This window comes from Nocardia sp. NPDC019219, from assembly GCF_040632645.1.
GTDB classification, from domain to species: Bacteria; Actinomycetota; Actinomycetes; order Mycobacteriales; family Mycobacteriaceae; genus Nocardia; species Nocardia sputorum.
This window is the reverse complement of sequence record NZ_JBEYCG010000006.1, coordinates 332,897-355,560: the sequence shown is the minus strand read 5'-3', so window position 1 is coordinate 355,560 and position 22,664 is coordinate 332,897. Positions and strand designations below refer to the sequence as shown.

General features: G+C 68.5%; 25 protein-coding genes. 11 read left to right on the top strand and 14 right to left on the bottom strand.

Features of this window, described 5'->3' with window-relative positions:
* The first annotated feature begins 8 nt into the window (after positions 1–8).
* Positions 9–1,415, top strand: coding sequence for a xylulokinase (xylB, locus tag ABZ552_RS15105; RefSeq protein ID WP_357437640.1), 1,407 nt, complete (start codon positions 9–11; stop codon positions 1,413–1,415).
* 145 nt (positions 1,416–1,560) lie between these two features.
* Positions 1,561–2,190: a maleylpyruvate isomerase family mycothiol-dependent enzyme gene (locus tag ABZ552_RS15100; RefSeq protein WP_281873643.1), complete on the top strand. Its 630-nt coding sequence runs from the start codon at positions 1,561–1,563 to the stop codon at positions 2,188–2,190.
* Between the two features lie 157 nt (positions 2,191–2,347).
* Here the strand turns inward: ABZ552_RS15100 and ABZ552_RS15095 are convergent, their stop codons facing one another.
* Positions 2,348–2,806, bottom strand: coding sequence for a hypothetical protein (locus tag ABZ552_RS15095; RefSeq protein WP_357437636.1), 459 nt, complete (start codon positions 2,804–2,806; stop codon positions 2,348–2,350).
* An 84-nt stretch (positions 2,807–2,890) separates the two neighbouring features.
* Positions 2,891–4,561, bottom strand: coding sequence for a 2-isopropylmalate synthase (locus ABZ552_RS15090; protein WP_357437668.1), 1,671 nt, complete (start codon positions 4,559–4,561; stop codon positions 2,891–2,893).
* Positions 4,562–4,818: 257 nt separating this feature from the next.
* On the opposite strand from ABZ552_RS15090, the gene ABZ552_RS15085 reads away from it, so the two are divergent.
* The 3 genes from ABZ552_RS15085 to ABZ552_RS15075 all read left to right on the top strand — a co-directional run bounded on the left by ABZ552_RS15085 (position 4,819) and on the right by ABZ552_RS15075 (position 6,961).
* Positions 4,819–5,490, top strand: a complete 672-nt coding sequence (locus ABZ552_RS15085) for an FCD domain-containing protein (RefSeq protein ID WP_281873647.1) — start codon at positions 4,819–4,821, stop codon at positions 5,488–5,490.
* Positions 5,487–6,314, top strand: coding sequence for an ATP-binding cassette domain-containing protein (locus ABZ552_RS15080; protein ID WP_357437633.1), 828 nt, complete (start codon positions 5,487–5,489; stop codon positions 6,312–6,314). Before ABZ552_RS15085 ends, ABZ552_RS15080 begins: the two co-directional genes overlap by 4 nt.
* A gap of 149 nt (positions 6,315–6,463) precedes the next feature.
* Positions 6,464–6,961 (top strand): hypothetical protein, encoded by a 498-nt coding sequence (locus tag ABZ552_RS15075; protein WP_281873649.1) that lies wholly within the window; start codon positions 6,464–6,466, stop codon positions 6,959–6,961.
* A 265-nt stretch (positions 6,962–7,226) separates the two neighbouring features.
* On the opposite strand, the gene ABZ552_RS15070 is transcribed toward ABZ552_RS15075, so the two are convergent.
* Both ABZ552_RS15070 and ABZ552_RS15065 read right to left on the bottom strand, forming a co-directional pair.
* Positions 7,227–7,739 carry a hypothetical protein gene (locus ABZ552_RS15070; protein WP_281918790.1) on the bottom strand — a complete coding sequence of 171 codons (513 nt, stop codon included), beginning with the start codon at positions 7,737–7,739 and terminating at the stop codon, positions 7,227–7,229.
* Positions 7,736–8,101, bottom strand: a complete 366-nt coding sequence (locus ABZ552_RS15065; protein WP_281873653.1) for a hypothetical protein — start codon at positions 8,099–8,101, stop codon at positions 7,736–7,738. Before ABZ552_RS15065 ends, ABZ552_RS15070 begins: the two co-directional genes overlap by 4 nt.
* Positions 8,102–8,122: 21 nt before the next feature.
* Between ABZ552_RS15065 and ABZ552_RS15060 the strand changes: the two genes are divergently transcribed.
* Complete coding sequence (locus ABZ552_RS15060; RefSeq protein ID WP_281873654.1) at positions 8,123–8,716, top strand: TetR/AcrR family transcriptional regulator; 594 nt, start codon at positions 8,123–8,125, stop codon at positions 8,714–8,716.
* Positions 8,717–8,724: 8 nt separating this feature from the next.
* Here ABZ552_RS15060 and ABZ552_RS15055 read toward each other — a convergent pair whose 3' ends face one another.
* Complete coding sequence (locus ABZ552_RS15055) at positions 8,725–9,375, bottom strand: HAD family phosphatase (RefSeq protein WP_281918792.1); 651 nt, start codon at positions 9,373–9,375, stop codon at positions 8,725–8,727.
* Positions 9,376–9,574: 199 nt separating this feature from the next.
* Here ABZ552_RS15055 and ABZ552_RS15050 point away from each other — a divergent pair, with 199 nt between their 5' ends.
* Positions 9,575–10,252 (top strand): PaaI family thioesterase, encoded by a 678-nt coding sequence (locus ABZ552_RS15050; RefSeq protein ID WP_357437627.1) that lies wholly within the window; start codon positions 9,575–9,577, stop codon positions 10,250–10,252.
* A gap of 194 nt (positions 10,253–10,446) precedes the next feature.
* On the opposite strand, the gene ABZ552_RS15045 is transcribed toward ABZ552_RS15050, so the two are convergent.
* From ABZ552_RS15045 to ABZ552_RS15035, 3 genes are read right to left on the bottom strand one after another with little or no spacing between them, the layout of a single operon-like run.
* Positions 10,447–11,616: a sulfotransferase gene (locus ABZ552_RS15045; RefSeq protein ID WP_357437624.1), complete on the bottom strand. Its 1,170-nt coding sequence runs from the start codon at positions 11,614–11,616 to the stop codon at positions 10,447–10,449.
* 3 nt (positions 11,617–11,619) lie between these two features.
* Complete coding sequence (locus ABZ552_RS15040; protein ID WP_281873662.1) at positions 11,620–12,396, bottom strand: SDR family oxidoreductase; 777 nt, start codon at positions 12,394–12,396, stop codon at positions 11,620–11,622.
* Complete coding sequence (locus ABZ552_RS15035; RefSeq protein WP_281873664.1) at positions 12,396–13,559, bottom strand: hypothetical protein; 1,164 nt, start codon at positions 13,557–13,559, stop codon at positions 12,396–12,398. The genes ABZ552_RS15040 and ABZ552_RS15035 overlap by 1 nt, the downstream gene beginning before the upstream one ends.
* Positions 13,560–13,643: 84 nt before the next feature.
* On the opposite strand from ABZ552_RS15035, the gene ABZ552_RS15030 reads away from it, so the two are divergent.
* The 4 genes from ABZ552_RS15030 to ABZ552_RS15015 all read left to right on the top strand — a co-directional run bounded on the left by ABZ552_RS15030 (position 13,644) and on the right by ABZ552_RS15015 (position 18,104).
* Complete coding sequence (locus ABZ552_RS15030; protein WP_281873665.1) at positions 13,644–14,543, top strand: helix-turn-helix domain-containing protein; 900 nt, start codon at positions 13,644–13,646, stop codon at positions 14,541–14,543.
* Between the two features lie 9 nt (positions 14,544–14,552).
* Positions 14,553–15,485 (top strand): sulfate adenylyltransferase subunit CysD, encoded by a 933-nt coding sequence (cysD, locus tag ABZ552_RS15025; RefSeq protein WP_281873667.1) that lies wholly within the window; start codon positions 14,553–14,555, stop codon positions 15,483–15,485.
* Positions 15,485–17,320, top strand: coding sequence for an adenylyl-sulfate kinase (gene cysC / locus ABZ552_RS15020; protein WP_357437619.1), 1,836 nt, complete (start codon positions 15,485–15,487; stop codon positions 17,318–17,320). The genes cysD and cysC overlap by 1 nt, the downstream gene beginning before the upstream one ends.
* Positions 17,321–17,606: 286 nt before the next feature.
* On the top strand, positions 17,607–18,104 hold the full coding sequence (locus ABZ552_RS15015) for a helix-turn-helix domain-containing protein (RefSeq protein ID WP_281873671.1): 498 nt from the start codon (positions 17,607–17,609) through the stop codon (positions 18,102–18,104).
* A gap of 17 nt (positions 18,105–18,121) precedes the next feature.
* Here ABZ552_RS15015 and ABZ552_RS15010 read toward each other — a convergent pair whose 3' ends face one another.
* The 6 genes from ABZ552_RS15010 to ABZ552_RS14985 all read right to left on the bottom strand — a co-directional run bounded on the left by ABZ552_RS15010 (position 18,122) and on the right by ABZ552_RS14985 (position 22,497).
* Positions 18,122–19,111: an NAD(P)/FAD-dependent oxidoreductase gene (locus ABZ552_RS15010; protein ID WP_357437616.1), complete on the bottom strand. Its 990-nt coding sequence runs from the start codon at positions 19,109–19,111 to the stop codon at positions 18,122–18,124.
* A 4-nt stretch (positions 19,112–19,115) separates the two neighbouring features.
* The gene (locus ABZ552_RS15005; protein ID WP_281873675.1) at positions 19,116–20,252 is read right to left on the bottom strand and encodes a hypothetical protein; all 1,137 of its coding nucleotides are present in this window, start codon (positions 20,250–20,252) and stop codon (positions 19,116–19,118) included.
* A complete protein-coding gene (locus ABZ552_RS15000) occupies positions 20,249–20,803 on the bottom strand; it encodes a hypothetical protein (protein WP_281918799.1) in 555 nt (184 codons plus the stop codon). Before ABZ552_RS15000 ends, ABZ552_RS15005 begins: the two co-directional genes overlap by 4 nt.
* Positions 20,804–21,298: 495 nt before the next feature.
* On the bottom strand, positions 21,299–21,589 hold the full coding sequence (locus tag ABZ552_RS14995; protein WP_357437611.1) for a hypothetical protein: 291 nt from the start codon (positions 21,587–21,589) through the stop codon (positions 21,299–21,301).
* 198 nt (positions 21,590–21,787) lie between these two features.
* On the bottom strand, positions 21,788–22,156 hold the full coding sequence (locus tag ABZ552_RS14990) for a hypothetical protein (protein ID WP_357437608.1): 369 nt from the start codon (positions 22,154–22,156) through the stop codon (positions 21,788–21,790).
* Complete coding sequence (locus ABZ552_RS14985; RefSeq protein ID WP_281873683.1) at positions 22,156–22,497, bottom strand: hypothetical protein; 342 nt, start codon at positions 22,495–22,497, stop codon at positions 22,156–22,158. Before ABZ552_RS14985 ends, ABZ552_RS14990 begins: the two co-directional genes overlap by 1 nt.
* Positions 22,498–22,664 lie beyond the last annotated feature (167 nt).

Here is a 22,664-nt window from a genome sequence, read left to right as displayed (position 1 = left end):
TGGGCGGGATGACGACGGTCGCGGGAATCGACAGCTCCACCCAGTCGTGCAAGGTGGTGGTCTGCGACGCCGACAGCGGTGCGGTTCTCGGACGCGCGCAGGCCCCGCACCCGGAGGGGACCGAGGTGGACCCGGCCGCCTGGTGGGACGCGCTGCGGATGGCCGGTGCGGGATTGCTCGACGACGTCGACGCGATCGCCGTCGCGGGGCAGCAGCACGGCTTGGTCGCGTTGGACGCCGCGGGTGTGCCGGTGCGAAAGGCTCTGTTGTGGAACGATATTCGCTCCGCAGGCGCGGCGGAGGATCTGATCGATGAATTCGGCGGGCGGCAAGCCTGCGCCGATGCGGTGGGCAGCGTGCCGGTAGCGGCCTTCACCGTCACCAAACTGCGCTGGCTGGCCGACCACGAGCCGGAACTCGCCGACCGCACCGCGCACGTCGTGTTGCCGCACGACTATCTGACCTGGCGGCTACGCGGCGGCGGACCGGGACGCATGCTCGAGCCGACCACCGACCGGGGCGACGCCTCCGGCACCGGTTATTGGTCGCCCGCCGACGGCGGCTATCGCGAAGACTTGCTCGCCCTGGCCTTTCGTGGACGTCGCCCCGCCCTGCCCCAGGTACTCGGACCGGCCCAGCCCGCCGGGCGCACCCCGTCGGGCGCACTGGTCGCCGCCGGAACCGGGGACAATGCCGGGGCCGCGCTGGGCTTGGGCATCACGGAGGGCGACGTGGTGGTCTCGCTCGGCACCAGCGGGACGGTCTTCGCTCGTGCCGACCGGCCCGCCGCCGACGCGACCGGCGCGGTCGCCGGGTTCGCGGACGCCACCGGCGCGTTCCTGCCGCTGGTCTGCACGCTGAACGCCGCCCGCGTCCTGACCTCGGCCGCCGATCTGCTCGGCGTGGATCTGCCGACGCTCGAATCGCTGGCCGCGCAGGAGCCTCCGGGCGCGGACGGCGTGGTCCTGCTGCCCTATCTCGCCGGTGAACGCACGCCCAACCTGCCGCACGCCGCGGGCAGCTTGCACGGATTGCGGCCGGGGGCGATGCGCCCGGGCACGGTGGCGCGCGCCGCCTTCGAGGGTCTGCTGTGCCATCTCGCCGACGCGCTCGACCACCTCACCGCGAGTGGGGTGACACCGCGGCGCGTGCTGCTCATCGGAGGCGCCGCGCGCTCACTGTTGGTCGCGGAGACCGCCGCGCAGGTGTTCGGCGTCACGGTGACGATCCCGGAACCCGACGAGTACGTCGCGCTCGGCGCTGCCCGCCAAGCGGCCTGGGCTCTGGCGGGCGCGCCCCGGCCACCGTCCTGGCCGGGGCGCTCAGTGGCGGAGATTCCGGCCCCGGCCGATGCCGCGCTCGGGCGAGAGATCCGTGACCGATACCGGAGCACGCGCCAGGCACTGTATGGCTGACCACGGACTTCGGGCCCGGCGGCGCGCCCCGCGCGCCGGGGCCGGGATCCTCGTCGGCCACTTCCCGGGCCGCTGATTTTCGTCGCCGGGTGGCGCCTCGACGGCGTGCGGGGTTGGATCACCCTCGTCGAAGAGAGGTGGACGAATGACCGATACCCAGGTGCGAAGGGCGGTGGCGGCGGAACGGACGGAACTCGCCGAACTCTTGGCCGGGCTGGATGCCGCGGGCTGGGACGCGCCGACGCTGTGCGCGGGCTGGCGAGTACGCGAAGTGGTCGCGCACATCACCATGCCGTATCGCCTGTCGAGTGCACGCTTCACGCTGGGGATGCTCGCGGCGTTCGGGAATTTCAACCGCATGGCCGACCGCACCGCCCGCATGGACGCCGCCACGCTCAGCACCTCGGATCTGCTGAAATCGCTGTGGGACAACGTCGATCACCCGTGGCGGCCACCGGGCGGCGGACTGTCCAACGCGTTGAGCCACGACGTCATCCACGGGCTGGACATCACCGTGGCGCTGGGGCTGGATCGCCGCGTGCCCGAGGACCGGATGCGTCTGGTGCTGGACACGATCGAACCCAGGACCGTCAAGCTGTTCGGCGCCAAACTCGGCGGCGTCGAATTGCGCGCCGACGACCTGGACTTTCGCTACGGCTCCGGCACGGTGCTCTCCGGCAGCGCCCAAGACCTGCTGCTGGTCCTGTGCGGGCGCAAGCTGCCGCCCGGACACCTGACGGGCGAACCCGCCGAGCGGTTCACCGTGCCGGGATGACCTGGGGAAGGAGCGGCACTCACTTGTCTGCCGCTGGCTTGCGCAGGTAGGCGGCCGTTTCGTCCACCTGATGCGGTCGAGGCACCGGACCCGCCGGCGCCTAGACCGCATCTGTCGTCCCGATCCGAGCCGCCGGACCGGCCGCCTTCGAAGGGCATCAATCCGCGGTGGGCAGATCCCGATACTGGTCGACGAGATGCTGGTAGAAGCTGTTCTCCGGCGATTCCAACGAGATGGCCCGCAGACCGACGGTGACCGTGCGGCCGACGACTGTCGAGTATCCGTCCTCATCGATGCCGAGATCGGCTACGACTGCCGGTACCAGTTCGTCCAGTTCCTCATCGGTCACATAGACGGCGAGACGGCATTCGACCGGGACGCGCGCCGGGTCGTACGCGTCCCCCCACGCGCGCTGAGCGAACTCATCGACCGCAGTGACCGGTCCGAAGCTGGTAAAGCACGGGATACGGTTCACCCCGCGGATCCGATGGGTGCTCTCTTCGAGCGCCAGCGCGACCGGGTGGATTCCCTCACCGTGGAGGGCGCCGGGCCTGGTCGCGTCCGGCAATCCGAGTCCTACCGCGAACTCCCATACTTCGTGTTCGTCGTCGTCCACGTACAACCTTCCTGTTATTTCTTCGACGAGCTCTCGACGCGGCAGTGCTGTCACCGAGGCCGCCGGACCGGCCACGTCAGACGTTCATCGGTGCGCCGGACGTGCGGCGGCGCGCACGGCCGCGGCCAGTGCGGCCGCCACGGCGGAATCCGCTCGGCCGCAGGACCAGCCGGTGTGTTCGCCGCTGCGGTACTCCAAGTAGGCGATCTCGGATCTGTCGTCGTCTCGCCCGATCGACTGCGGGGTCAGTCCCAGCACCTCGATCGGATATCCGGCCTCGGCCAGCGCCTCGGTCAGCACTTCGAGCGGACCGCCCGTGCGCCGCGTGCGGTGGGTGACCCCGTCGACGATCAACGTGAGTTCGGTGCTCGGCTCGTCGCCGCTGGTGCGCCAGTCCTTCAGGGCCAACCCCGAGGGGTCCTCGAAATAGACCGCCTCGAAAAGATCGCGCAGTTCGGCGGCGGTGATCTCGGCTCCGGTGTCGTCGGCGAGCGCCTGCACGTGCCGGGCGAAATCGATCTGCAGGCGCCGCGGCAGGTCCATGCCGTATTCGGTGTGCAGCAGATAGGCGATGCCGCCTTTGCCGGACTGGGAATTGACCCGGATCACCGCGTCGTAGCTGCGGCCGAGGTCGGCGGGATCGATGGGCAGATACGGCACGTGCCAGTCCAGTACGCGCTGCGCCTTGCCCGTCGCGGCCGCCCGAGCCCGGTGCTCGGCCATGCCCTTCTTGATCGCGTCTTGATGGGTACCGGAGAACGCGGTGTGCACCAGGTCGCCGACGTACGGGTGGCGTTCGTGGATCGGCATGCGGGTGCAGTACTCGACGGTGCGCCGGATCTCGTCGATGTCGGAGAAGTCGATCATCGGATCCACACCCTGCGCGTGCAGGTTCAAGGCCAGCGTGGCGATGTCGACGTTGCCGGTGCGCTCGCCGTTGCCGAACACGCAGCCCTCCACGCGTTGCGCGCCCGCGAGAATTGCCAGCTCGGCGCACGCGATGCCGGTGCCGCGATCGTTGTGCGGGTGCACCGACAGGATGACGCTGTCGCGCCGGGCGAGATTGCGGTGCATGTACTCGATCTGGTCGGCGTAGACATTCGGGGTGGCGACCTCGACGGTGGCGGGCAGGTTCAGGATGACCGGCCGCTGCGCGGTGGCGTCCCACAGGGTCGTCATCCGGTCGCAGATATCGAGCACGTAGTCGGGCTCGGTCAGGTTGAACACCTCGGGCGAGAACTCGAACCGCACGTTCGGCAGGTCCGCGGCGCAGTCGAGCACGGCGCGGCCGCCGTCGAGGATCAGCTCGCGCAGCGCCGTGGGGTCCTTGCCGAGCACGATGTCACGCCATGCGGGCGCGGTGGCGGTGTACATGTGGATCACGACGTCGTTGGGGAGGCCGCGGATCGAGGCGACGGTGCGCTCGATGAGATCCCGCCGTGCCGGGGTGAAGACGGCGATCGTCACGTCCTCGGGTGCGAGATCGTCCTCGGCGAGGAGCCGGACGAAGTCGAAGTCGGTCTGGGAGGCCGACGGGTAGCCGACCTCGATCTCCTTGTAGCCCATAGCGACCAGCAGCTCGAAGAACCGCCGTTTGCGCGCCGGGTCCATCGGTTCGGCGAGCGCCTGGTTGCCGTCGCGCAGGTCGACCGGCACCCACAGGGGCGCCTGCGTGATCCTGGCTTCGGGCCACTTCCGTTGCGTGAGCGGGACATCTACGCGCTGGTGGATGTCGCGGTAACGATACGAGGGCATCTGCGAGCGCCGCTGGCGATTCCACGCCGGAGCCTTGTCCGGTATCTCGCCCGCGGGAGTGTCGATGCTGGGAAAAGCGGTGCTCATGGGTCTGCTTCCTGGCCATTGCGGCCGTCACGACGAACGGTGACCGGCCACGACGCAGCCCCACGGCGGGCGGCCGGTCGTTCAGGCCCCGCCGTGGCGGCTAAGCAGAAGCATGGTGCGCATGATGGCTAGACTGTACACCACTCCTCAGACAAGCAGAGAGGTATCGGATGATCTCGCAGGTACGGCGCCATCCGCTGGCCGCGCAGGCGGCCGAAGTGCTGCTCGCCCGGATCAAGGCGGGCGAATGGCCGCTGGGTCATCGCCTGCCCGGTGAGACGACGCTGGCCGCACAGCTCGGCGTCGGCCGCTCGACGCTGCGGGAAGCCATCCGCGAGCTCGCCGGGAAAGGCGTGCTCGACAGCCGCCAAGGCGCGGGCGTCTTCGTGACGGCGCTGGAGGTGACCGAGGAGTGGGACGCGGTGCTGCGCCGCGCCACCATCGCTTCGGTGATCGAAGCGCGCATCGCGATCGAGGCCGAGGCCGCCGCCCTGGCCGCGCAGCGGCGGACCGCCGCCGACCTGCGGGCGATTCGCCGGGCACTGGCCGCCCGGGAGGCCCACGGCGAACCGGTGGCCGAGCATGTCGACGCGGATATGGCGTTCCACCGCGCGGTCATCGTGGCCGCCCACAACGACGTGCTGACCCAGCTTTTCGACACCTTCCTCCCCCGGCTGCGCCTGGCGATGATCGACATGCTGAAGATCCGGCCGGTGCCGTCGGAGTCCGCCGATCACGCCGCGCACCAGCGGCTGGCCGACGCGATCGCCGCCCGCGACCCCGCCGCCGCGGCGGAGTACAGCCGCGCCCACCTCACCACTCTGAAAGAGGCTTTCACGTGACCGATCCGGTCTTGCAACTGACCGACGTGACGTTCCGCCGCGACGGCAAGAAGATCATCGACGGAATCTCGCTGACCGTGCGCGCGGGCGAACGCTGGGCGCTGCTGGGCCCCAACGGCGCGGGCAAGAGCACGCTGCTCGGCTTCTGCGGCGCGGTCACCTTCCCCACGTCCGGCTCGGTCCGCGTGCTCGGCGCGGAACTCGGCCGCGTCGAATTGCAGCGCTTGCGCCGGGGCATCGGTCAGGTGAACCCGCGCCACCCGCTGCGCTCTCCGCTGACCATTCGCGAGGTCGTGCTGACCGGCCTGACCGCGACGATCGACACCCCCATGCGCTGGACACCGACGCCCGACCAGCTCGACCGGGCCGACGCGATGATCGACACCGTCGGCTTGACCGGGAAGGCGAAGGAGGTGTGGCCCACGCTGAGCCAGGGCGAGCGCGGCCGGGCACTCATCGCCCGCGCGCTGGTCGCCGAACCGCGGCTGCTGCTGTTCGACGAGCCGTCCACCGGGCTGGACGTCGCCGCGCGCGAGCAGTTGCTGGACACCCTCGACACCTTGGACCGGACCCACCCCGACGTCGCCTCCATCCTGGTCACCCACCACTTGGAGGAACTGCCCAGCACGACGACGCACGCGTTGCTGATCGCGGACGGTCACGCCGTCGCGGCGGGCCCCGCGCCGGAAACGATCACCACCGAGAACGTCACCGCCGCCTTCGCACACCCCGTGGAGGTCCGGCACGACGACGGTCGCTGGACCGCGCGGGCGGCCCGCAAACCCTCCGCGTGGCCGTCGATGCCACGACCAGCGTCCTCGTAACCGACCGCGCCGAGGTAGGACTTCGGCGCACTTCCTTCGCCGGTGACCGGCTGCACCGCACCACGGTGGTAACGCCGCTGTAATCGCCACACCGCAAACGCGTGTGAGTATGCAGCGAAATCGACTACCACCGAAGGGAATACGGCTACGTGTGGCAGCTCTACCGAGCGGTACTCCGCACCGACGACCATCGCGTACTCGGCTATGTGGACGTGGGCCCGAGGCTCATGGAACACGCCAGGATCGGCCACCACCTGGTCCAAGGGATCGAACGACTGCTCACCGAGCCCACTCGGGTCACCTGGGCCAGTCGCGACGCGCCACTGCCCCGCCGCGGCGAGAACCTCTATCGCGCAGCGGGTTCGGTTGCCGCCTTGGTGCCACCCGAGCACGGCGCGGTCGGCCGCTACGTCCTCAATCACGACCTGCGGCTTTTCGTGGACAAAGCGACCGTGCTCGAGAACGAGAACCGCCACCGCATCCACCCGCTGCCCATACTCACCGCCGAACCGACGCCCAGACCCGGTCGCACGGCGGGCGACCGGACACTGCTCGGCTCGTGGGCGCACGCACTGATCTCGGTGCGCGATACCGTGCCGAGGGGATTCGACCAACGCAAGTTCGATCTGGTGGAGCGATGGCCCTGAACGAACCACGCCACCGGGCGGGCTCCACCTTCGAATACCGACCGGGCGCGCACGAAACTGTCCAACGGCTGGCCTACCGAGCCGCACGCGGAAGACTCAGCATTTCGACGAGGGCGGCCCCGCGGATCCGCGACTCGAATCTCGCTCCCGGGCAGCGATGACGATCCCACTTCATGCTTCCTTCGGGATGTCGAACATGCTCAGGATCGTTTTACGATGGCGAGAGGGGCCGCGGGAGTTCGAGATTTCGGTTCCGCTCACGAAATCAGCCGACTGAACCTCCCTGCGAACCGGCGTGATGTTCGGCTTCGGCGAGTTCTTTCAGCGTCAGCAGTTGCTTGCGCATCATGAGCAGGTCGCCGAGAGCGAGCGCCACGGCGACGAGTTTCGGTGCGCTACAGCGGATCCGGGCCAGGAGCCGGGTTCCGGCGCCTTCGGGACGGACCGCGTAGGTGACGCACACCTTGTTCGCGAGCAGGGTGATGTGCCTGCCCAGAACGAAGGAGACGAGTTCGAACTGGGACATGAACCGCTGTCCCACCGCGAGTTCGGTGAGCACCGGGTCGCGACGGCGCGGACTGCGCCGGCCGAAGTTGTCCAGCAGGTCGTAGCTGTAGGGAGCGACGCGCAGTTGGCACAGCCAGGCGTAGACGAGGGCGGGCGGCGCGTCGATGCTGATCGCGCGATCGGCCTGTAGACCGCCGGGCTGCCGGTCGTCGCACGGCAGGGGCGCTTCGCGCTCGGCCTCGGTGGCGCCCCACACCGTCCCGGGGATCATGCCGCCGCCGCGATTCGGCGCAGCATCCGGCGCACCACCAAGCGGTGACCGCCTGTCCCCACAACCAGCGCACGGTAGATCCGGCCGTGGAGACCGGGAAAGTCGCCATAACTGCGGGCGCGGACGCGGGTCCGGCTCGGCCCTTCCTCGTCCAATTCGAAGATCAGCGCGTACTTCGAGAACCAGTGCTGTCCGTGCAGCGCCAGACGCTGCGGTTCGACCACGGAATCGAAATCGAAGCCGGTCGGCGCGGTCGGCTCGTGCGGGTCACGGCAGACGACTCTCAGCAGCGCTTTCCACGCCCGGTCGCGGTTCGCGTCGATCGATCTGGCATGCTCATCTATATAGGACAAACGCTCCATATAGAAGGAACGTACTAGTACATGGCGCCACCCCGCAAGCACGACACCGACGTGATCCTCGACGCAGCGCGCACCCTCGTGCTCGCCGAGGGACCCCGCGCGGCCAGCGTGTCGGCCATCGCCGAGGCCAGCGGAGCCCCCGTCGGCACCCTGTACCACCGCTTCGGCAACCGCAACGGCGTGCTCACCGCGGCATGGCTGCGCGCGCTGCGCCGCTTCCAGGACGGCACCCTCGCGGCCGCGGACCAGCCGGACCCGGTGGAGGCGGGCGTCGGGATGGTCCGAGCGGCCCTGCGGTTCGGCCGCGAACTACCCGACGACGCCAAACTCCTGCTCCAGTTGCGCCCCAGCGACTTGCTCGACGGCGGTCCGGACGCCGAGTTCCGCGCGACCCTGGCCGCCATGAACGCGCCGCTGATCGACCATCTGCGGCGCATCGCGCACGCTCTGTTCGGCCGGGACGGCGAGCGGGAGATCGATGCGGTCAGCCGCGCGATCGTCGATCTGCCCTATGCGGCGCTACGCCGCCACGCCAACGCTCCGGAGTTACCCGGCTGGCTCGAGGACGACCTGACCGGCGCCGCCCGCACCCTGCTGACCTCTTACCACGCCTGAGCCAGGAGTCACCCGGTGATCAGCGCAGGAGTGAGTTCGTCCAGTCCGGAGACGACTTTGGCGGCCAGGCCCAGCGCATCGGCGGCGGGCGGGTACTCCGGACGCGGCGCCGCGATCACCCGCATCCCCGCCGCGTGGGCCGAGCGCAGGCCGTTGCTGGAATCCTCCACGGCCACGCAGTCGGACGGCCGTCGACGCAGGAACGTCGCGACCGTCACGTAGACGTCCGGCGCCGGTTTACCGCGATCGACCTCCTCGGTGGAGAAGGTGACGGAGAAGTACTCGATCAGCCCCGTGCGGCCCAGCACCGTGTCGATGAGTTCGCGTGGCGACGAGCTGGCCAGCCCCAACGGCCACTGCTCGCTGATCCGCTGCACGGCCTCGATCGCACCCGGCAGCAGCGGCACACCCGCGTCGTAGCGCTCGGCCATCCGCTCGATCACGTCCCGGGCGACGGTCTCCGGTGGTTCGCCGACCCCGAGTTCGCCGCTGAGATAGGCCGACCACTCACCGGTGCTCATCCCCATCAGCCGCTGCTGGGTGTCGGGCAGCCACCGGCCGCCCTTCTCCGCGACGTAGCCGCGCCGCACCGCTTCCCAGACCGGCTCGGAATCGATCAGTACGCCGTCCATGTCGAACACGACCGCGGTGATACCCATGCGCACAGAGCCTTTCGCCAGCCGAAACGGTCAGAGGTCGCTCAGGGCCGGGTCGCGCGCCCGGCCGCCGGAACCGTGCCGGTACCGCCCGGAAGCAGGCGATATTCGGTCGCGCCCCAGCCTAGGCGGTGACGGTCCGTGACGACGGACACAGCACCCGCGCGGCGAGCATTCGCCGGGCAACCGATAACTTGTTCTTATGAACGAACCGCAGGCCGGCGACTCGCTGCCGAGCAAGGAGCACCACGAGGGCGGGTTCCGGCCGATGACCGAGCTGGTCGCCGCCCACGAGGCCGCCAAGGACGACATCTCCCGCGGCGGGCCGCACTACGGGCAGTTCATCGAGCAGGTGCGCGGCCTGATGGACCGGGTCCGGCTCGCCTCGCCCTCCGACGAGCTGGCGGTGGAGGCGATCGGCATTCTGAAGGAGCTGAACGACAAGCTCGACGCCGCCCGGGTGGACGAGTGGTCGACGCCCAACTGGACCCGCTTCGACCTGCCTGCCCGCGGCAACATCACCCTGCCGCCGTTCTTGATCGATCACGTCGACCCGGAGCGGGGCGTCGACGCGCGCCTCACCTTCCGCACGTTCCATCTCGGCGGCAACAGCGCCGCTCACGGCGGCCAGATCGCCATCGCCTTCGACGACCTGCTCGGCATGGCGGCGGCGGTGCGTTCGGGCTCGGTGACCAGGACGGCGTCGCTGACCGTGGACTACCGCTCGATCACGCCGCTGAACACCGAGCTGAAGGTGCGGGCGTGGGCCGAACGGCAGGAGGGGCGCAAGGTCTACGTGCGGGCCACCCTGCACGACGGCGACCGGCTGTGCGCGGAGGCCAACGCCCTGTTCATCGTGCTCAAGCCGGGGCAACCCTGACCCACGGCGCTCGCCCCCGAACGAGGAGCATCGGCCGGTCCGGCGCCCGGCCGCTGAAGTTCGATTGATGGCGTCGAGTCGGAACGCGGCAGGCGTGTGAGCCGAATGGCGGCCGCCTGAGCGCACGAAATGCCTTCGCCGACAGGGCAGCCCGGTGCTCGCCGGCGCACTTGCGACCGGCGAGCGCCGACCGATCACCGCCCCGGGAAATGCGCTTCCCGGTACGCGCCGAACCGGGCGTCCACCTGCTCGGCCGTCAGGCCGAAATCGTCGAGGGTGTAGCGGTGCGCCGGACGCGCGGCGCCCGACGTGCTCTCCGCGTGCAACGCGGTCATCGCCGCACTCGCCTCGCCGGTCAGCGGCAGTCCGAAGTGCCGGTAGATCGACTCCACCGTGCCGATCGGGTCGGCGACGAACTCGTCGTAGTCGACGTCGCAGAACTGCGCCGCGTCGTGGCGCTTGCGATCGACGAGGAACCGCTCCGCGCCGCGCGCCCACAGATCCAGCTGGGCCGCGCCGACCACCGGGCCGCGGAACTTCTCCGACCAGCCCGCCGACGCCTGCTCGTTCAAGCTGCACACCGACGCGATGATGGTGCGCGGATCGCGGTGCATCTGGATGATCAGCGCGTCCGGATACACCTCGAAAATGGCGTCCAGCGCGAACAAGTGGCTCGGGTTCTTCAGCACCCATCGCTTCTGCGCGTCCGGCAGCCCGATCAGCTGGAGGTTGCGGCGGTGCCTGCGGTAGGCGGGCGTCCAATCCCGGTCGCGCAGCCACTCGGAATAGGTGGGCAGGTAGGCCAGGCACTCATAGGACACCGACATGGCCGACTGCCGCAGCAACTGCCAGCACTCCTCGACCTGATCGGCCGAGATATGGTGGACCCCCATGAATTCCGGGTGCTCCACGTGGTGCTTGTCGTAGGCGGCCGCGAGCCGCTGGTAGATCGGGTTGCTCGCCCAGGTCTCGCGCGGCGGGCGCGGTTGCGGCATCTCGGTCAGCCACATCTCCAGCCCCTGGTGCGCCGGATCGGCGTTGAGCAGGCGGTGCACCGCCGTCGTGCCCGAGCGCGGCAGGCCGGTCACGAAGATCGGCCGTTCGATCGCCACGTCGGCGTGCTCCGGAAACTGCCGCCAGGCGGACTCGCTGAGCAACCGGGCGATCAAAGCGCCGCGCAGGAAGGCGCGATTCACCTTGTTGCCGAACGGGGTGAGTTCGGCGTCTTTGGCATAGGACTCCAGCAGCACCCCGAGTCCCTCGCGGTAGTCGTCGGTGCCGAAATCGTCCAGCCCGACCACCTTCGTGGCCGACGCGTGCAGATCATCGATGGTTCCGACGTCGTCCCTACCGATCACGGTCATCTCCTAGTGGTGGAATTCGCCGGCGTTGACGTCCAGGCACGCGCCGGTGATCGCGCGCGCCATGGCGGACGCGAAGAACACGACCGCGTCGGCGATCTCGTCGGGTTCGGGCAGCTTGCGCAGGTCGGTGGTCTTCGCGGTCTCGGCGTAGACCTCCTCCGGGGTGATCCCGCGTTGCTGCGCCAGGTAGTTGAAGTACCACTTCAGGTTGTCGGCCCAGATATAGCCCGGCGCAACGGAATTCACCCGAATACCCTGCGGCCCCAGTTCGGTGGCCAGGCTCTGGGCCAGCGCGAGCAGGCTGGCCTTGGCCATCTTGTACGGGCCGAAGGTCCGCCGCGAGTGGTGCAGCACCGCCGAGTTGATCATCACCACCGACCCCTTGGCCTCGGCGAGGGCGGGCACGAAAAGTCTGGTCAGGCGCAACGCGGCCAGCACGTTCGTCTCGAAGCCGGCGCGCACCTGGTCCAGGTCGACGTCTGCGAGATCCACGATGGGCGGGATGGCGAAGGCATTGTTCACCAGCGTGTCCACCTTGCCGAACGCGCTGTGCGCCGTCTCCACCAGGTTGGCGGCCGCGGCCTCGTCGTTGATGTCGGTCGGCACGACCACCGCGCGCCTGCCGAGCTCGGTGATCTCCTTGGCCACCTCGGTCAGCCGCGACTCGGTCCGGGAGGCGAGCACCACGTCCGCGCCCGCCTTCGCGCTCTGCACGGCGATCGCGCGCCCGAGCCCCGGCCCCACGCCGGAGACGACGACTACCCTGTCCTGCAACAACATCAGCCGAGCATCCTCTCCGCGACGGCGATCTGCCGGGCCGCGATCCGGTCGCGCCACTGCTGCGGCGTGACCCTGGCCTGGTCGTAGAACGGCAGGCGATTCGGCAGGTCCGCGACGGAGACGAGTTCCACGGTCGGCCCGTCGTCGGGCTTCATCTCCCGCGACAGCCGCTGCCAGCGGAACTGCAGGTAGCCCCTGGCGTGCCCCGTCCGCTCGATCCAGTTCGCCAGCCCCGGGTCGCGCTCGCTGACCACCAGCCGGATCATCCCGTCCGGGTCCACGTGCGCCTGGTCGGCCGTGAGGCTGGTCTGGTGGTTGATGTAGTCCAGCGACAGGTACCACATGCTGCCGAGCTGGAAGCCCTGGTAAGGCGCGTCCGACTTGGGCACCGTGATGATCATGGCCTGGTCGTCGTCCAGGTCGTAGTGACCCACCGAGGAGAACTGGGTGCTGAGCCCGCCCGGTGTCTGCCTCGGCTCGGTCAGCGTGTTCACCGGCAGATTGAGATAGAACCACTCCGGGAAGGCGAGGAAGGTCTGCAACCGCGACACCAGCATCTTGCCCGCCACGCCGTACCGCTTGGCCAGCAGGTCCTTGGTCGGCGGCGGCGGCGCGTCGCCGATCCGGTCCACGCGCTGGATGCGGATCGTGCCCGCCTTCTCGGTCGCCCAATCGCTGTGCACTTCGCGCACCACGAGCATCGCCGCGTCGCCGCCGAGGTGGACGTAGCCGGGGCCCGCCTCGCCCGGTCCGAAGCGGATCTCATAGGTGCCGTCCGGCCGGATATCGAGCTCGCGGTCGTCGAAGGCGGTGAGGCTGTCGGGCACGTCCACCGGCGAGTAATTGCCGTTGAGCACCTGGAAGCTCAGGTCGCGGGTGGTGCCGCGGGTGCCGGTCACCACGTATTCCGCGTCCGGCCGCAGATAGGAGTGGTAGTAGAGGGTGTCGGGGTTGTCCAGGCCCATCTTGGTGTACGGCCCGGTGGACATGACGAAGAACGGGAAGTCCCGCTCATAGGCCCAGGCCATCTGCAACGACGCGCGGATGCTGCCCGCCAGATAGTCGTAGCCCTCGACGAGGTCCTGTTCGGTGCGGATGTGCGCGGCTCCGGTGATGATCTGCTCGGCGGCGGCGATGGCGTCCGCGAACGGCTGTGTCAGCAAGAGGCTCTCTCCGGTGTTCCAAATATGTACCACTCTGGTACATTTCGATAGGACAAAGATTAGAACGTGTTCTAGGAGTGGTCAATGGTCGGCCGTCGGTCCGCGCCCACCGCACGCGTGGTGCAGGTCCTGGATTTCTTCGTCGAACAGCGCGGGAAACGCTTCGGGCTCTCCGAGCTCGCCCGCGAACTCGACCTGGCCAAACCCACCTGCCTGGGCATCCTCACCGAGCTGACCGCGGGCGGTTACCTGATGCGCGACGCCCAGACCCGCACCTACGGACTCGGACCGGCGCTGATCGCGGCGGGCCGGGTGGCACAGGACAGCTTCGCCATCTCCGCGCTCGCCCGCGTCGAGCTGGAGAAACTCTCCGCGCGCTACCACACGACCTGCACCGCGTCGGCGGTGGTCGGCGAGCAGATCATGGTGCTGGAGAGCACCGGGCCCGGCCTGGTGAAGGTGGGGGCGGCCTACCACTTCGCACCTCCGGTCGGCTTGATGTACGTGCTCTGGGACACCGACGCGGCTTTCGACGCCTGGCTGGCCAAGCCGCCGGCGGTGCCGCTGCGACAGGACGAGGCGCGCCTGCGCCAGGTCGTCGCCGAATGCCGCGAGCGCGGATTCCTGGTGGAGAGCATGACCACGGCCGGGCGGCGGCTGTACTCACTGCTGGCCGGTGTCGCCGACCGCGATTTACCTCCCGAGCTGCGCGAACTGGTCGCCGAACTGGTGACAAGCCTGGGCGAGCGGGTGTACCTCGGCGCGGATCTGCGGCCCCGCAAAGAGCACGCCGTGAGCCTGCTCGCCGCACCGACCTACGACGGCGACGGCAGGCAGAACATGGTGCTCACGATGTACGTCGGCCGCTCCATCACCGGGGCCGAGATCGCCCGCCGCGGGGGCGCGCTGGTGGCCGCCGCCGATGCCGTGACGGCGAACTCGGGCGGACGCAGACCATTGACCGACGACCGAAACGTGTTCTAGTTTTGCGGTGTGAGCCAGTACGCGAAGTCGACGGCGAGCACCTACGAGCTGCCCCATCTGGACGCGCTCGAGGCCGAGTCGGCGCACATATTCCGTGAAGTGGCAGCGACATTCGAGCGCCCGGTGTTGCTGTTCTCCGGCGGCAAGGATTCGGTGGTGATGCTGCACTTGGCGGCCAAGGCCTTCTGGCCCGCGCCGCTACCGTTCCCCGTGCTGCACATCGACACCGGGCACAATTTCGACGAGGTGATCGCCTACCGCGACGAGACGGTGGCGCGCCTGGGGTTGCGCCTGGTGGTCGGGCGGGTGCAGGACGACATCGATGCCGGACGCGCGGTCGAGGAGACCGGGCCGCGCGCCTCCCGCAACCGGTTGCAGACCACGACGCTGCTGCGCTCGATCCAAGAGGGATCCTTCGACGCGGTCTTCGGCGGTGCCCGCCGCGACGAGGAGAAGGCCCGCGCCAAGGAGCGAGTGTTCAGCTTCCGCGACGAGTACGGCCAGTGGGATCCGCGCAGACAGCGCCCCGAGCTGTGGAACCTGTACAACGGCAGGCACCGGGCCGGCGAGCACATCCGGGTGTTCCCGCTGTCGAACTGGACCGAGCTGGACATCTGGAGCTACATCGCCGCCGAAGACATCGAACTGCCGCCGCTGTATTACGCACACCGCAGGCCGGTGGTGCAGCGCGATGGAATGCTGCTGGCACACACGCGTTTTCTCCAGCTGCTCGACGGCGAGGAGCCGTACGAGGCCACGGTGCGTTTCCGCACGGTGGGCGACGCGACCTGCACCGGCTGCGTGGAGTCCACCGCGGCCACGCCCGCGGAGGTGGTCGCCGAGGTCGCCGCGGCGCGGGTCACCGAGCGCGGCGCCACCCGAGCCGACGACCGCATCTCCGAGGCGGGGATGGAAGACCGCAAACGCGAAGGCTACTTCTGATGACGACCACACTGTTACGCCTGGCCACCGCGGGCAGCGTCGACGACGGCAAATCCACGCTGATCGGCAGGCTGCTGTTCGACTCCAAGACGCTGTTCACCGATCAGCTCGCCGCGGTGGAGCGGACCAGCCGCGACCGCGGCGACGACTATCCCAACTTGGCACTGCTCACCGACGGCCTGCGCGCCGAACGCGAACAGGGCATCACCATCGACGTGGCGCATCGCTATTTCGCCACGCCCAAAAGGAAATTCATCATCGCCGACACCCCGGGGCACGTGCAATACACCCGGAACATGGTGACCGGCGCGTCCACCGCCGACCTGGCGCTGATCCTGGTGGACGCCCGCAAAGGGGTGGTGGAGCAGACCCGCAGGCACGCGTTCCTGGCCAGTTTGCTCGGCATCCCACACCTGGTGTTGTGCGTGAACAAGATGGACCTGGCGGACTGGTCGCAGGACCGGTTCGAAGAGATCCGCGAGGAATTCGCGCGTTTCGCCTCCAAACTGGACGTCTCCGATCTGACCTTCGTGCCCGTGTCGGCGCTGCACGGTGACAACATCGTGCACCGGGGCGCGAGCATGCCGTGGTACGAGGGCACTCCCCTGCTGCACCATCTCGAGGAGGTGCACATCGCCTCGGACCGCAACCTGATCGACTCACGCTTCCCGGTGCAGTACGTCACGCGCAGCCACGCGCAGGATTTCCGCGGGTACGCGGGCACGGTGGCGGGCGGCGTCTTCAAGCCGGGTGACGAAGTGGCGGTGCTGCCGTCCGGCTTCACCACCACGGTCGAGGCGATCTGGGGTCCTGGCGGCGCGCCCGTCGCGGAAGCTTTCCCACCGCAGGCGGTCACCATCCAGCTCGCCGACGAACTGGACATCTCCCGCGGCGATCTGATCTGCCGCCCGAACAACCGCCCGACCGCGGGGCGCGATCTCGACGCGATGGTGTGCTGGTTCGCCGAGGACACCCAGCTCACGCCCGGCGCGACCTACACCATCCGGCACACCACCCGCGCGGCCACCGCAGAGGTGCGCTCCCTGGACTACCGGCTGGACGTCAACACGCTGCACCGCGACGAGCACGCGGAGTCGTTGTCGCTCAACGAGATCGGCCGCGTCCAGATGCGCACCCGCCAACCCTTGCTGTTCGACCCGTACCGCCGCAACCGCGCCACCGGCAGCTTCATCCTCGTCGACGACACGACGAACAACACCGTCGCCGCGGGCATGATCACCGGCCCCAGCCTGCCGTCCTCCCGGGTGGTCTGGCACTCCACCGCCGTCGAGCGCGACGAGCGCGCCACCCGCGGCCTCACGGTCTGGCTGACGGGGTTGTCCGGCTCCGGGAAATCCACCGTCGCTGTCGAATTGGAGCGCAGGTTGGTCGCCGCGGGCCGTCCGGCTTTCCTGCTCGACGGGGACAACCTGCGCCACGGCCTCAACTCGGATCTCGGGTTCAGCGCGGCCGACCGCGAAGAGAACGTCCGCCGCGTCGGCGAAGTGGCGAAATTGTTCGCCGAAGCCGGTGTGGTGGCGGTCGTTTCGCTGATCAGCCCCTACCGCGCCGACCGCGATCGCGTTCGCGCCGCCCACGAGGCGGCGGGCATCCCCTTCCTGGAGGTTTTCGTGGACACGCCACTGGCGGTCTGCGAGGCCCGCGACCCCAAGGGCATGTACGCCAAAGCCCGCGCGGGCGAGATCCGCGGTTTCACCGGCATCGACGACCCGTACGAAGCGCCGACCGAAGCCGAGATCGTGCTACGGCCCGACCACGGGGATCCGGCGTCGATGGCAGCGACGATCATCGCGCGGTTGAGCCGAATGGACTGAGCCCCGCACCTCGAAGGGCAGACGGCGCTCGTCCGTCTGCCCTTCGACTTCCCCGAATCGGTCGCGCCCGTTCGAGCCCGGCTTCGTGGATCGGCTATCCCCTCCACAGTCGATACACCGAAGCCGGTTCGTGGCGACATCGCCGTAGTCGGTTCGGATACGAGCGTAGAGCGATAGGATCTGATTGTAAAGCGCTAGATACCTAGCCCATGCGCTCTGATCCTGTACCGCCGGATACCATGTTTCCACGGTGTGGGGCTGAATCGGGAGGTTGGTGGCACAGGTCGTGTCTGGGGACGGAGAGGACGTCACCGAGGAGCCGACGGAGGACGCCGGTCCCATCGCGCGGCACCTCAATCGGGTGATCGCCGCTGCCCAGCAGCGGGATGCACGGGGCTACTCCAATAAGGACATCGCCGAACGCTCGACCGCGCTCGGCTATCCACTCAGCCCGGCTCAGGTCTCGCATATCCGGCTCGGACGCGTCCGCAATCCCAGTTTCCGCACCATCGAGGGCATTTCCGTGGCGCTGGGCGTGGACGTGCGCGAGTTCCTCGACGGCGCCGCCGCACAGCAAGCCGACATCGACTCACGGCTGGCCGCGCAGCTTTCCGAGGCGGGCGTCGAGGCGATCGGCTTCCGCCTGTCCGAACTCAGCACACTGAACGAACTGGGCAGGTCGACCTTCGGGGCCATAGTCGGCAACATCCTGCGCGATCTCCAGCAGCACGAACTCTATCGCCGACCGGCCGCTACGGGGGAAGACGAGGGGACCTCCGGCTGAGCGATCGGCTGTCGCCATCAGAGCCGCAGATCCGCCGCCGAGATCCGCGGCGCAGCGCCAGGCCGGAAGGTCGCTTGCGCTATCGGGCGGCGCACTTCGGTATACGAATCCAGCGCAGCGGCAATGGAGTTCGCACTGCGCAGGGTCTTCGCCAAGACGATCGCGTCCTCGATGGCAGAAGTCGCCCCTCGTCCCGCCGCCGGTGAAACAGCGTGCGCAGCGTCGCCGATCAGCACGGTGTCCGCGTTGTGCCAGCTTCCCTCGGGTTCGAGTTCGTACAGTGCGATCGGCGCGCTCACTTCGGAGCGCTCCAGCACTTCCACGACCGGCGTGACCCGCAGCGCCTCGAGGAACACGTCGGGATCGATCGTCGTGGCCGCGGACGCGACGTTTCGTCTGCTGAACCAGAACGATCCGTCGCGATCGTCCCCCACGTACCCCACCACTCCTTCCGGATGCGACCAGAAGTGCAGCACGTTCGTCGGCAGCCCACGCACCGGAGCCGGGAAGTGCCCGTACCGGATCACCTGGCCGGTGTAGGTGGGCTCGCGGCAATCACCGAGCATGCGCCGGGTAGCCGAACGAGCGCCGTCCGCGCCGACCAGCAGATCACCCGTGCGCTCACCGGGCTCGGCCCGAGTTCCGTACGCGCAAGGAATATCCGCTCGGTCCAGGCCTTCGCGCAACACGGCCAAGAGATCCCTGCGCCACACATGGGTACTGGACCAGCGATGACCGGGCTCGGTACGGGCGAAGGAACTCGTCCGTCCGGTGACCGTGTCGACGGTGCTGACGCTGACCACCGGGAATCCGGCCGCCCTGACCTGCTCCCCCAGTCCGATCTGGTCCAGCGCGGTCGACGCCGCGGGGCCGAGCGTGACCCATCCGCCCACATCGGCCGTGCGCGTCGCGCTCTCGTAGACCTGCACCGTCGCACCGACTTTCGCCATCGCGAGCGCGGCGCATGCCCCTCCGATACCGCAACCCACGACTTCGGCTCGAAACATCAGCTCACACCTTCGCGGCGGGGCGGAACCATCGACGACGCACCCGAATCATGTCTTCCCCCAGGCTGGCCGCCAAGGCCACGAGCAGTTTACGGTCGGCGTCGAACGTATCAGCTTTGTCCACGGCCGCGCGGTGCGGCTCGCCGTACAGCACCGGCCGCTCGCGATTGGCCGTGGCGACGCGCTGGAGTTCGCGCGCGTACCCCGAAAGGGTCGCGGTGGATGTCGGGTCGACTTGGGGACTGAGCAGCATCAGGGCATCGCGAATGTCGACCATCATCGCTTGACGCCGTTCGAGGACGGCCGCCAGTGGTTGCCGGAGACGGAAACCGGGGTTCGGCCGTTCCGGAAGGAACCGGGTGATCACACCGACCGCGAAACGCCACAGCCGCCAGAGCAGCAGAACGTCACGCAGCGCCCCGAGGCCGACGACCACGGCTCGGATCCGCATCACCAAGCCATACCACGACACACCCAGAAGGAAGATGAACTGCCCCAGATAGACCTCCCATCGACCGAGCACGACGAGCGCTCGCGGTGGCTTCGCCGATGCGGCGTAATACCCGAGCTGAATCGTGAACGCCACGGTCGCGGCGAGCATCAACACCGCGCCTATCACTGCCAGCATGATCCCGTGCGCGGGCGTCCCCGACAGCAGGCGCAGGTATGCGACACAGTAGAAAACGATCAACACCCCGATCGGCACGGTGATCACTTTCTCCCCGAGCGAGAAACCGATCACGGCAGGGTCGGTGAACCCATAGGGCTTCGCGTCCGGGCCTGCGGCGACAGCACACACCGCCAGCACGGCGATGGAGGCGAGCAGCGGAACGGCGATGGCGATCAGGATCTTCTTCGTCTGCGCGGTGTGCCGCGCGGCCAGTACGAAGAACGCCACGATGCAGACCTTGCCGCCCACCAGCAGCACGGTGCCGATGAACTCGTATTCCATCGCGGTCAGCAACCACGGGTCCGAGCGATCCTGGACGTACTCTCCGAAGGAGTATCCCGACGCGAGGAAGAAGAACGCCCCGACCACCGCGAGCAGAGCGACGTCCTTGTTGCGGCGGTACTGATTCGCCTTCCAGATCATGGCCACGGTGAATGCCGCGATGAGCCACCCGTGCGGTATGTAGATCACAGCCAGCCCATTCTCTCCTGCAGCGGCAGGGACAGATCTTCGGTCCGCTGCAGCGGACGCAGGGCGCGTTGCCGATCGAGTACCCGGCCCACCTGGTACGCCCACCGCGCGAGCAGGTTCGCCGTGTACTCCGCTTCCCATTCCCGCTCCGGGGACATCGCCGAATGTCTATGCACGCTTCCGGTCTCGTAGTGCCCGGCGATGATGTGCCCGAACTCGTGCCCGATGCCGTGGTCCTGATGCCAGGCGGGTGTCGCCTTCTGGTACGCGATGACGTACGTGTCGGGCGGCGCGGAGAGTTTCAGCGTCATCGCGAAGAAGCAATCGACCGGCAGCAGCCTTTCTTGCAGAAGCACCGTCGCGCCGGTGAATTCGCAGTAGCGCTCGATCAGCTGGCGCATGGTCAGCAGTTCACGCACCTGCATGCGCTGGAGCAGCAGCCGGGTGCGATGTTCGATCTCGCGCACCATCGCGGGGTTCGGGACGAAGCGCGATCCCGCGTCCTGTCCGTTTCCGGCCATCGCCGCCGTATCGGCAGTCGCGCGTCTCACGCGCCCGCGCCACACGGGAATCATCAGACGTCACACTCCGCAGCCCCCACCGCCCGACCTTCGGCAACCGGTGCGTCGAACGGTACGAATACGATGCCGAGCGCCGCGCCTGATCGACCGATGTCGTCCCAGAGCCCCCGTGCCCGGCGGTTCGGCGTTCAAAGTACCACCACCGCGACCGGACAGCATCAAACCCGAATCGTCTGTGGCAACGTCGCATTGGCGGTGGATCGGTCGTCATCGCACGGCTCGGCGCGAGACTGTTTCGCTCGGCCGGACGGGACTAGCCCGTGTTCTCCCCGCACGGCGGGCCAAGAGCGGCGCGGACCGTGTCACGTAACCAGCGCTGAGCCGGGTCGGCGTCGAGACGGGCGTGCCAGTGCAGGCGCACGTCGACGTCCGGCAGGGCGACGGGCAAGGGAAACCAGCGAATACCCAGGGTGGGGCCGTACTGCTCGGCCAGGCGCTGCGGGACGAGTCCGGCGTAACGGCCGGTCAGTGGACGATGTCCGCGCTCGCGACGACGTATCGGGTGCGGTCGGTGTTGTGGGCCTCCGTCCCGAGGTCGATCACCGTCGCGTCACCGAGTTGTTCGATGAGGGTCACACCGATCTCCACCGGCGCCGGATAGGCCGAATCCGGACCGAGGTCGTCAGGTGCGCCGAAGATCGGCAGCTTGTCGATCAAGCTGTGCGTCACGCCGTCGATGTCGGTGAATTCCACCTCGATGATGCCCGGCTGGTAGTCCGACACCCATCGGACGGCTTTCCCCCAAATAGTCGCCATTACGTCAATATGCCAGCCGACTCGACGCTCTGCCCAACGCGCAGCCACCGGTCGCGCTGGCACCACCGGCAGCCCACCAGCGGAGACCGGTGGTTCTACCGCTGACACTCCGCCATGCCGAGGAAGTCACCGGCCCGTCGCGACGATGGGCCGGTGTTCCGGCGATTCCAAACGCTCGTGACGATTGCGACCGACAGGTCAATGGCGGCCTGGTCGGCGCGGGTACGTGGAAGGACGCATCCGGCCGGTGATCCGGAGTGTCTCTTTCGCCGCGCATTTCCACGAGCATTCGTTCACATCGCACTCCAAATGCACCTGCATGAGCGCGTGCGCATCACCGAGAGCGAATTCCGGGCCGTCCGTCGGCTCTACCGCAGGCCAACCCAGCGGCGGCCAGCCCAGCAGGCACAGTTGCTCATGACCGACACGTTCGGCGATGTGATAGACGCTCGGGCCGCGCAGCGGTTTTCGCCACCATCTGCTCGCGGCGAAGAAGACCGTCAGCAGTACCGCGACCGCTGCCGCCCCCACCATCAGGGCCGCGCTGAACTCGGACCAGCCGGACATCAAACGCCCACCCCGCTCTCCGATGACCCGAACGGCGGCCAGCGGTGCCCGCGCTCCCACATCTGCTCGGGCGCGACGACGATGAGCGCCACCTCCTCGGTGAGCCCACGCCGGGCGGTCCAGATGTGCTCCCGAGTCGGAGCGATGACGGCCGAAGCGCCCACCCGGCGGATCGCCTGTACGAGCAGCAGTGTCGGCATCAGCGCATCGCGATCCACGACCAACACTTCCGGCTCGGGATACCCTTTTCGCGCGGCTAGCGCCCGAATCGCGCGCTCCTCACCTGCGTGATCGTTGCCGGACTGATCCAGCCTGATGTAACCGAGCGCGATTTCCGCCATGTCCGCCCCTTATCCGTCGATGTGGTGTGGCACCCGGCGCCGGGGATCCCTGGATCCTGGGAACGCAATCGGTGCCGGGATGAGAGATGTACTCACCCGGTGCCGAGGCCGGAACAGACTGTGACCGACGGACAAGACAGCGAATCGGCAAAACATTTGTCACCCTG

Bases quoted from the DNA above. Each gene is read 5' to 3' on its own strand.
- ABZ552_RS15040 (WP_281873662.1), bottom strand. From the start codon at position 12,396: ATGTTGTTGCAGGACAGGGTAGTCGTCGTCTCCGGCGTGGGGCCGGGG.
- ABZ552_RS15070 (WP_281918790.1), bottom strand. From the start codon at position 7,739: ATGATCCCCGGGACGGTGTGGGGCGCCACCGAGGCCGAGCGCGAAGCG.
- xylB (WP_357437640.1), top strand. From the start codon at position 9: ATGACGACGGTCGCGGGAATCGACAGCTCCACCCAGTCGTGCAAGGTG.
- ABZ552_RS15045 (WP_357437624.1), bottom strand. From the start codon at position 11,616: ATGACCGTGATCGGTAGGGACGACGTCGGAACCATCGATGATCTGCAC.
- ABZ552_RS15065 (WP_281873653.1), bottom strand. From the start codon at position 8,101: ATGGAGCGTTTGTCCTATATAGATGAGCATGCCAGATCGATCGACGCG.
- ABZ552_RS15010 (WP_357437616.1), bottom strand. From the start codon at position 19,111: ATGTTTCGAGCCGAAGTCGTGGGTTGCGGTATCGGAGGGGCATGCGCC.
- ABZ552_RS15085 (WP_281873647.1), top strand. From the start codon at position 4,819: ATGATCTCGCAGGTACGGCGCCATCCGCTGGCCGCGCAGGCGGCCGAA.
- ABZ552_RS15050 (WP_357437627.1), top strand. From the start codon at position 9,575: ATGAACGAACCGCAGGCCGGCGACTCGCTGCCGAGCAAGGAGCACCAC.
- ABZ552_RS14990 (WP_357437608.1), bottom strand. From the start codon at position 22,156: ATGTCCGGCTGGTCCGAGTTCAGCGCGGCCCTGATGGTGGGGGCGGCA.
- ABZ552_RS15100 (WP_281873643.1), top strand. From the start codon at position 1,561: ATGACCGATACCCAGGTGCGAAGGGCGGTGGCGGCGGAACGGACGGAA.
- ABZ552_RS15060 (WP_281873654.1), top strand. From the start codon at position 8,123: ATGGCGCCACCCCGCAAGCACGACACCGACGTGATCCTCGACGCAGCG.
- ABZ552_RS14985 (WP_281873683.1), bottom strand. From the start codon at position 22,497: ATGGCGGAAATCGCGCTCGGTTACATCAGGCTGGATCAGTCCGGCAAC.
- ABZ552_RS15055 (WP_281918792.1), bottom strand. From the start codon at position 9,375: ATGGGTATCACCGCGGTCGTGTTCGACATGGACGGCGTACTGATCGAT.
- ABZ552_RS15030 (WP_281873665.1), top strand. From the start codon at position 13,644: ATGGTCGGCCGTCGGTCCGCGCCCACCGCACGCGTGGTGCAGGTCCTG.
- cysC (WP_357437619.1), top strand. From the start codon at position 15,485: ATGACGACCACACTGTTACGCCTGGCCACCGCGGGCAGCGTCGACGAC.
- ABZ552_RS15090 (WP_357437668.1), bottom strand. From the start codon at position 4,561: ATGCCCTCGTATCGTTACCGCGACATCCACCAGCGCGTAGATGTCCCG.
- ABZ552_RS14995 (WP_357437611.1), bottom strand. From the start codon at position 21,589: ATGGCGACTATTTGGGGGAAAGCCGTCCGATGGGTGTCGGACTACCAG.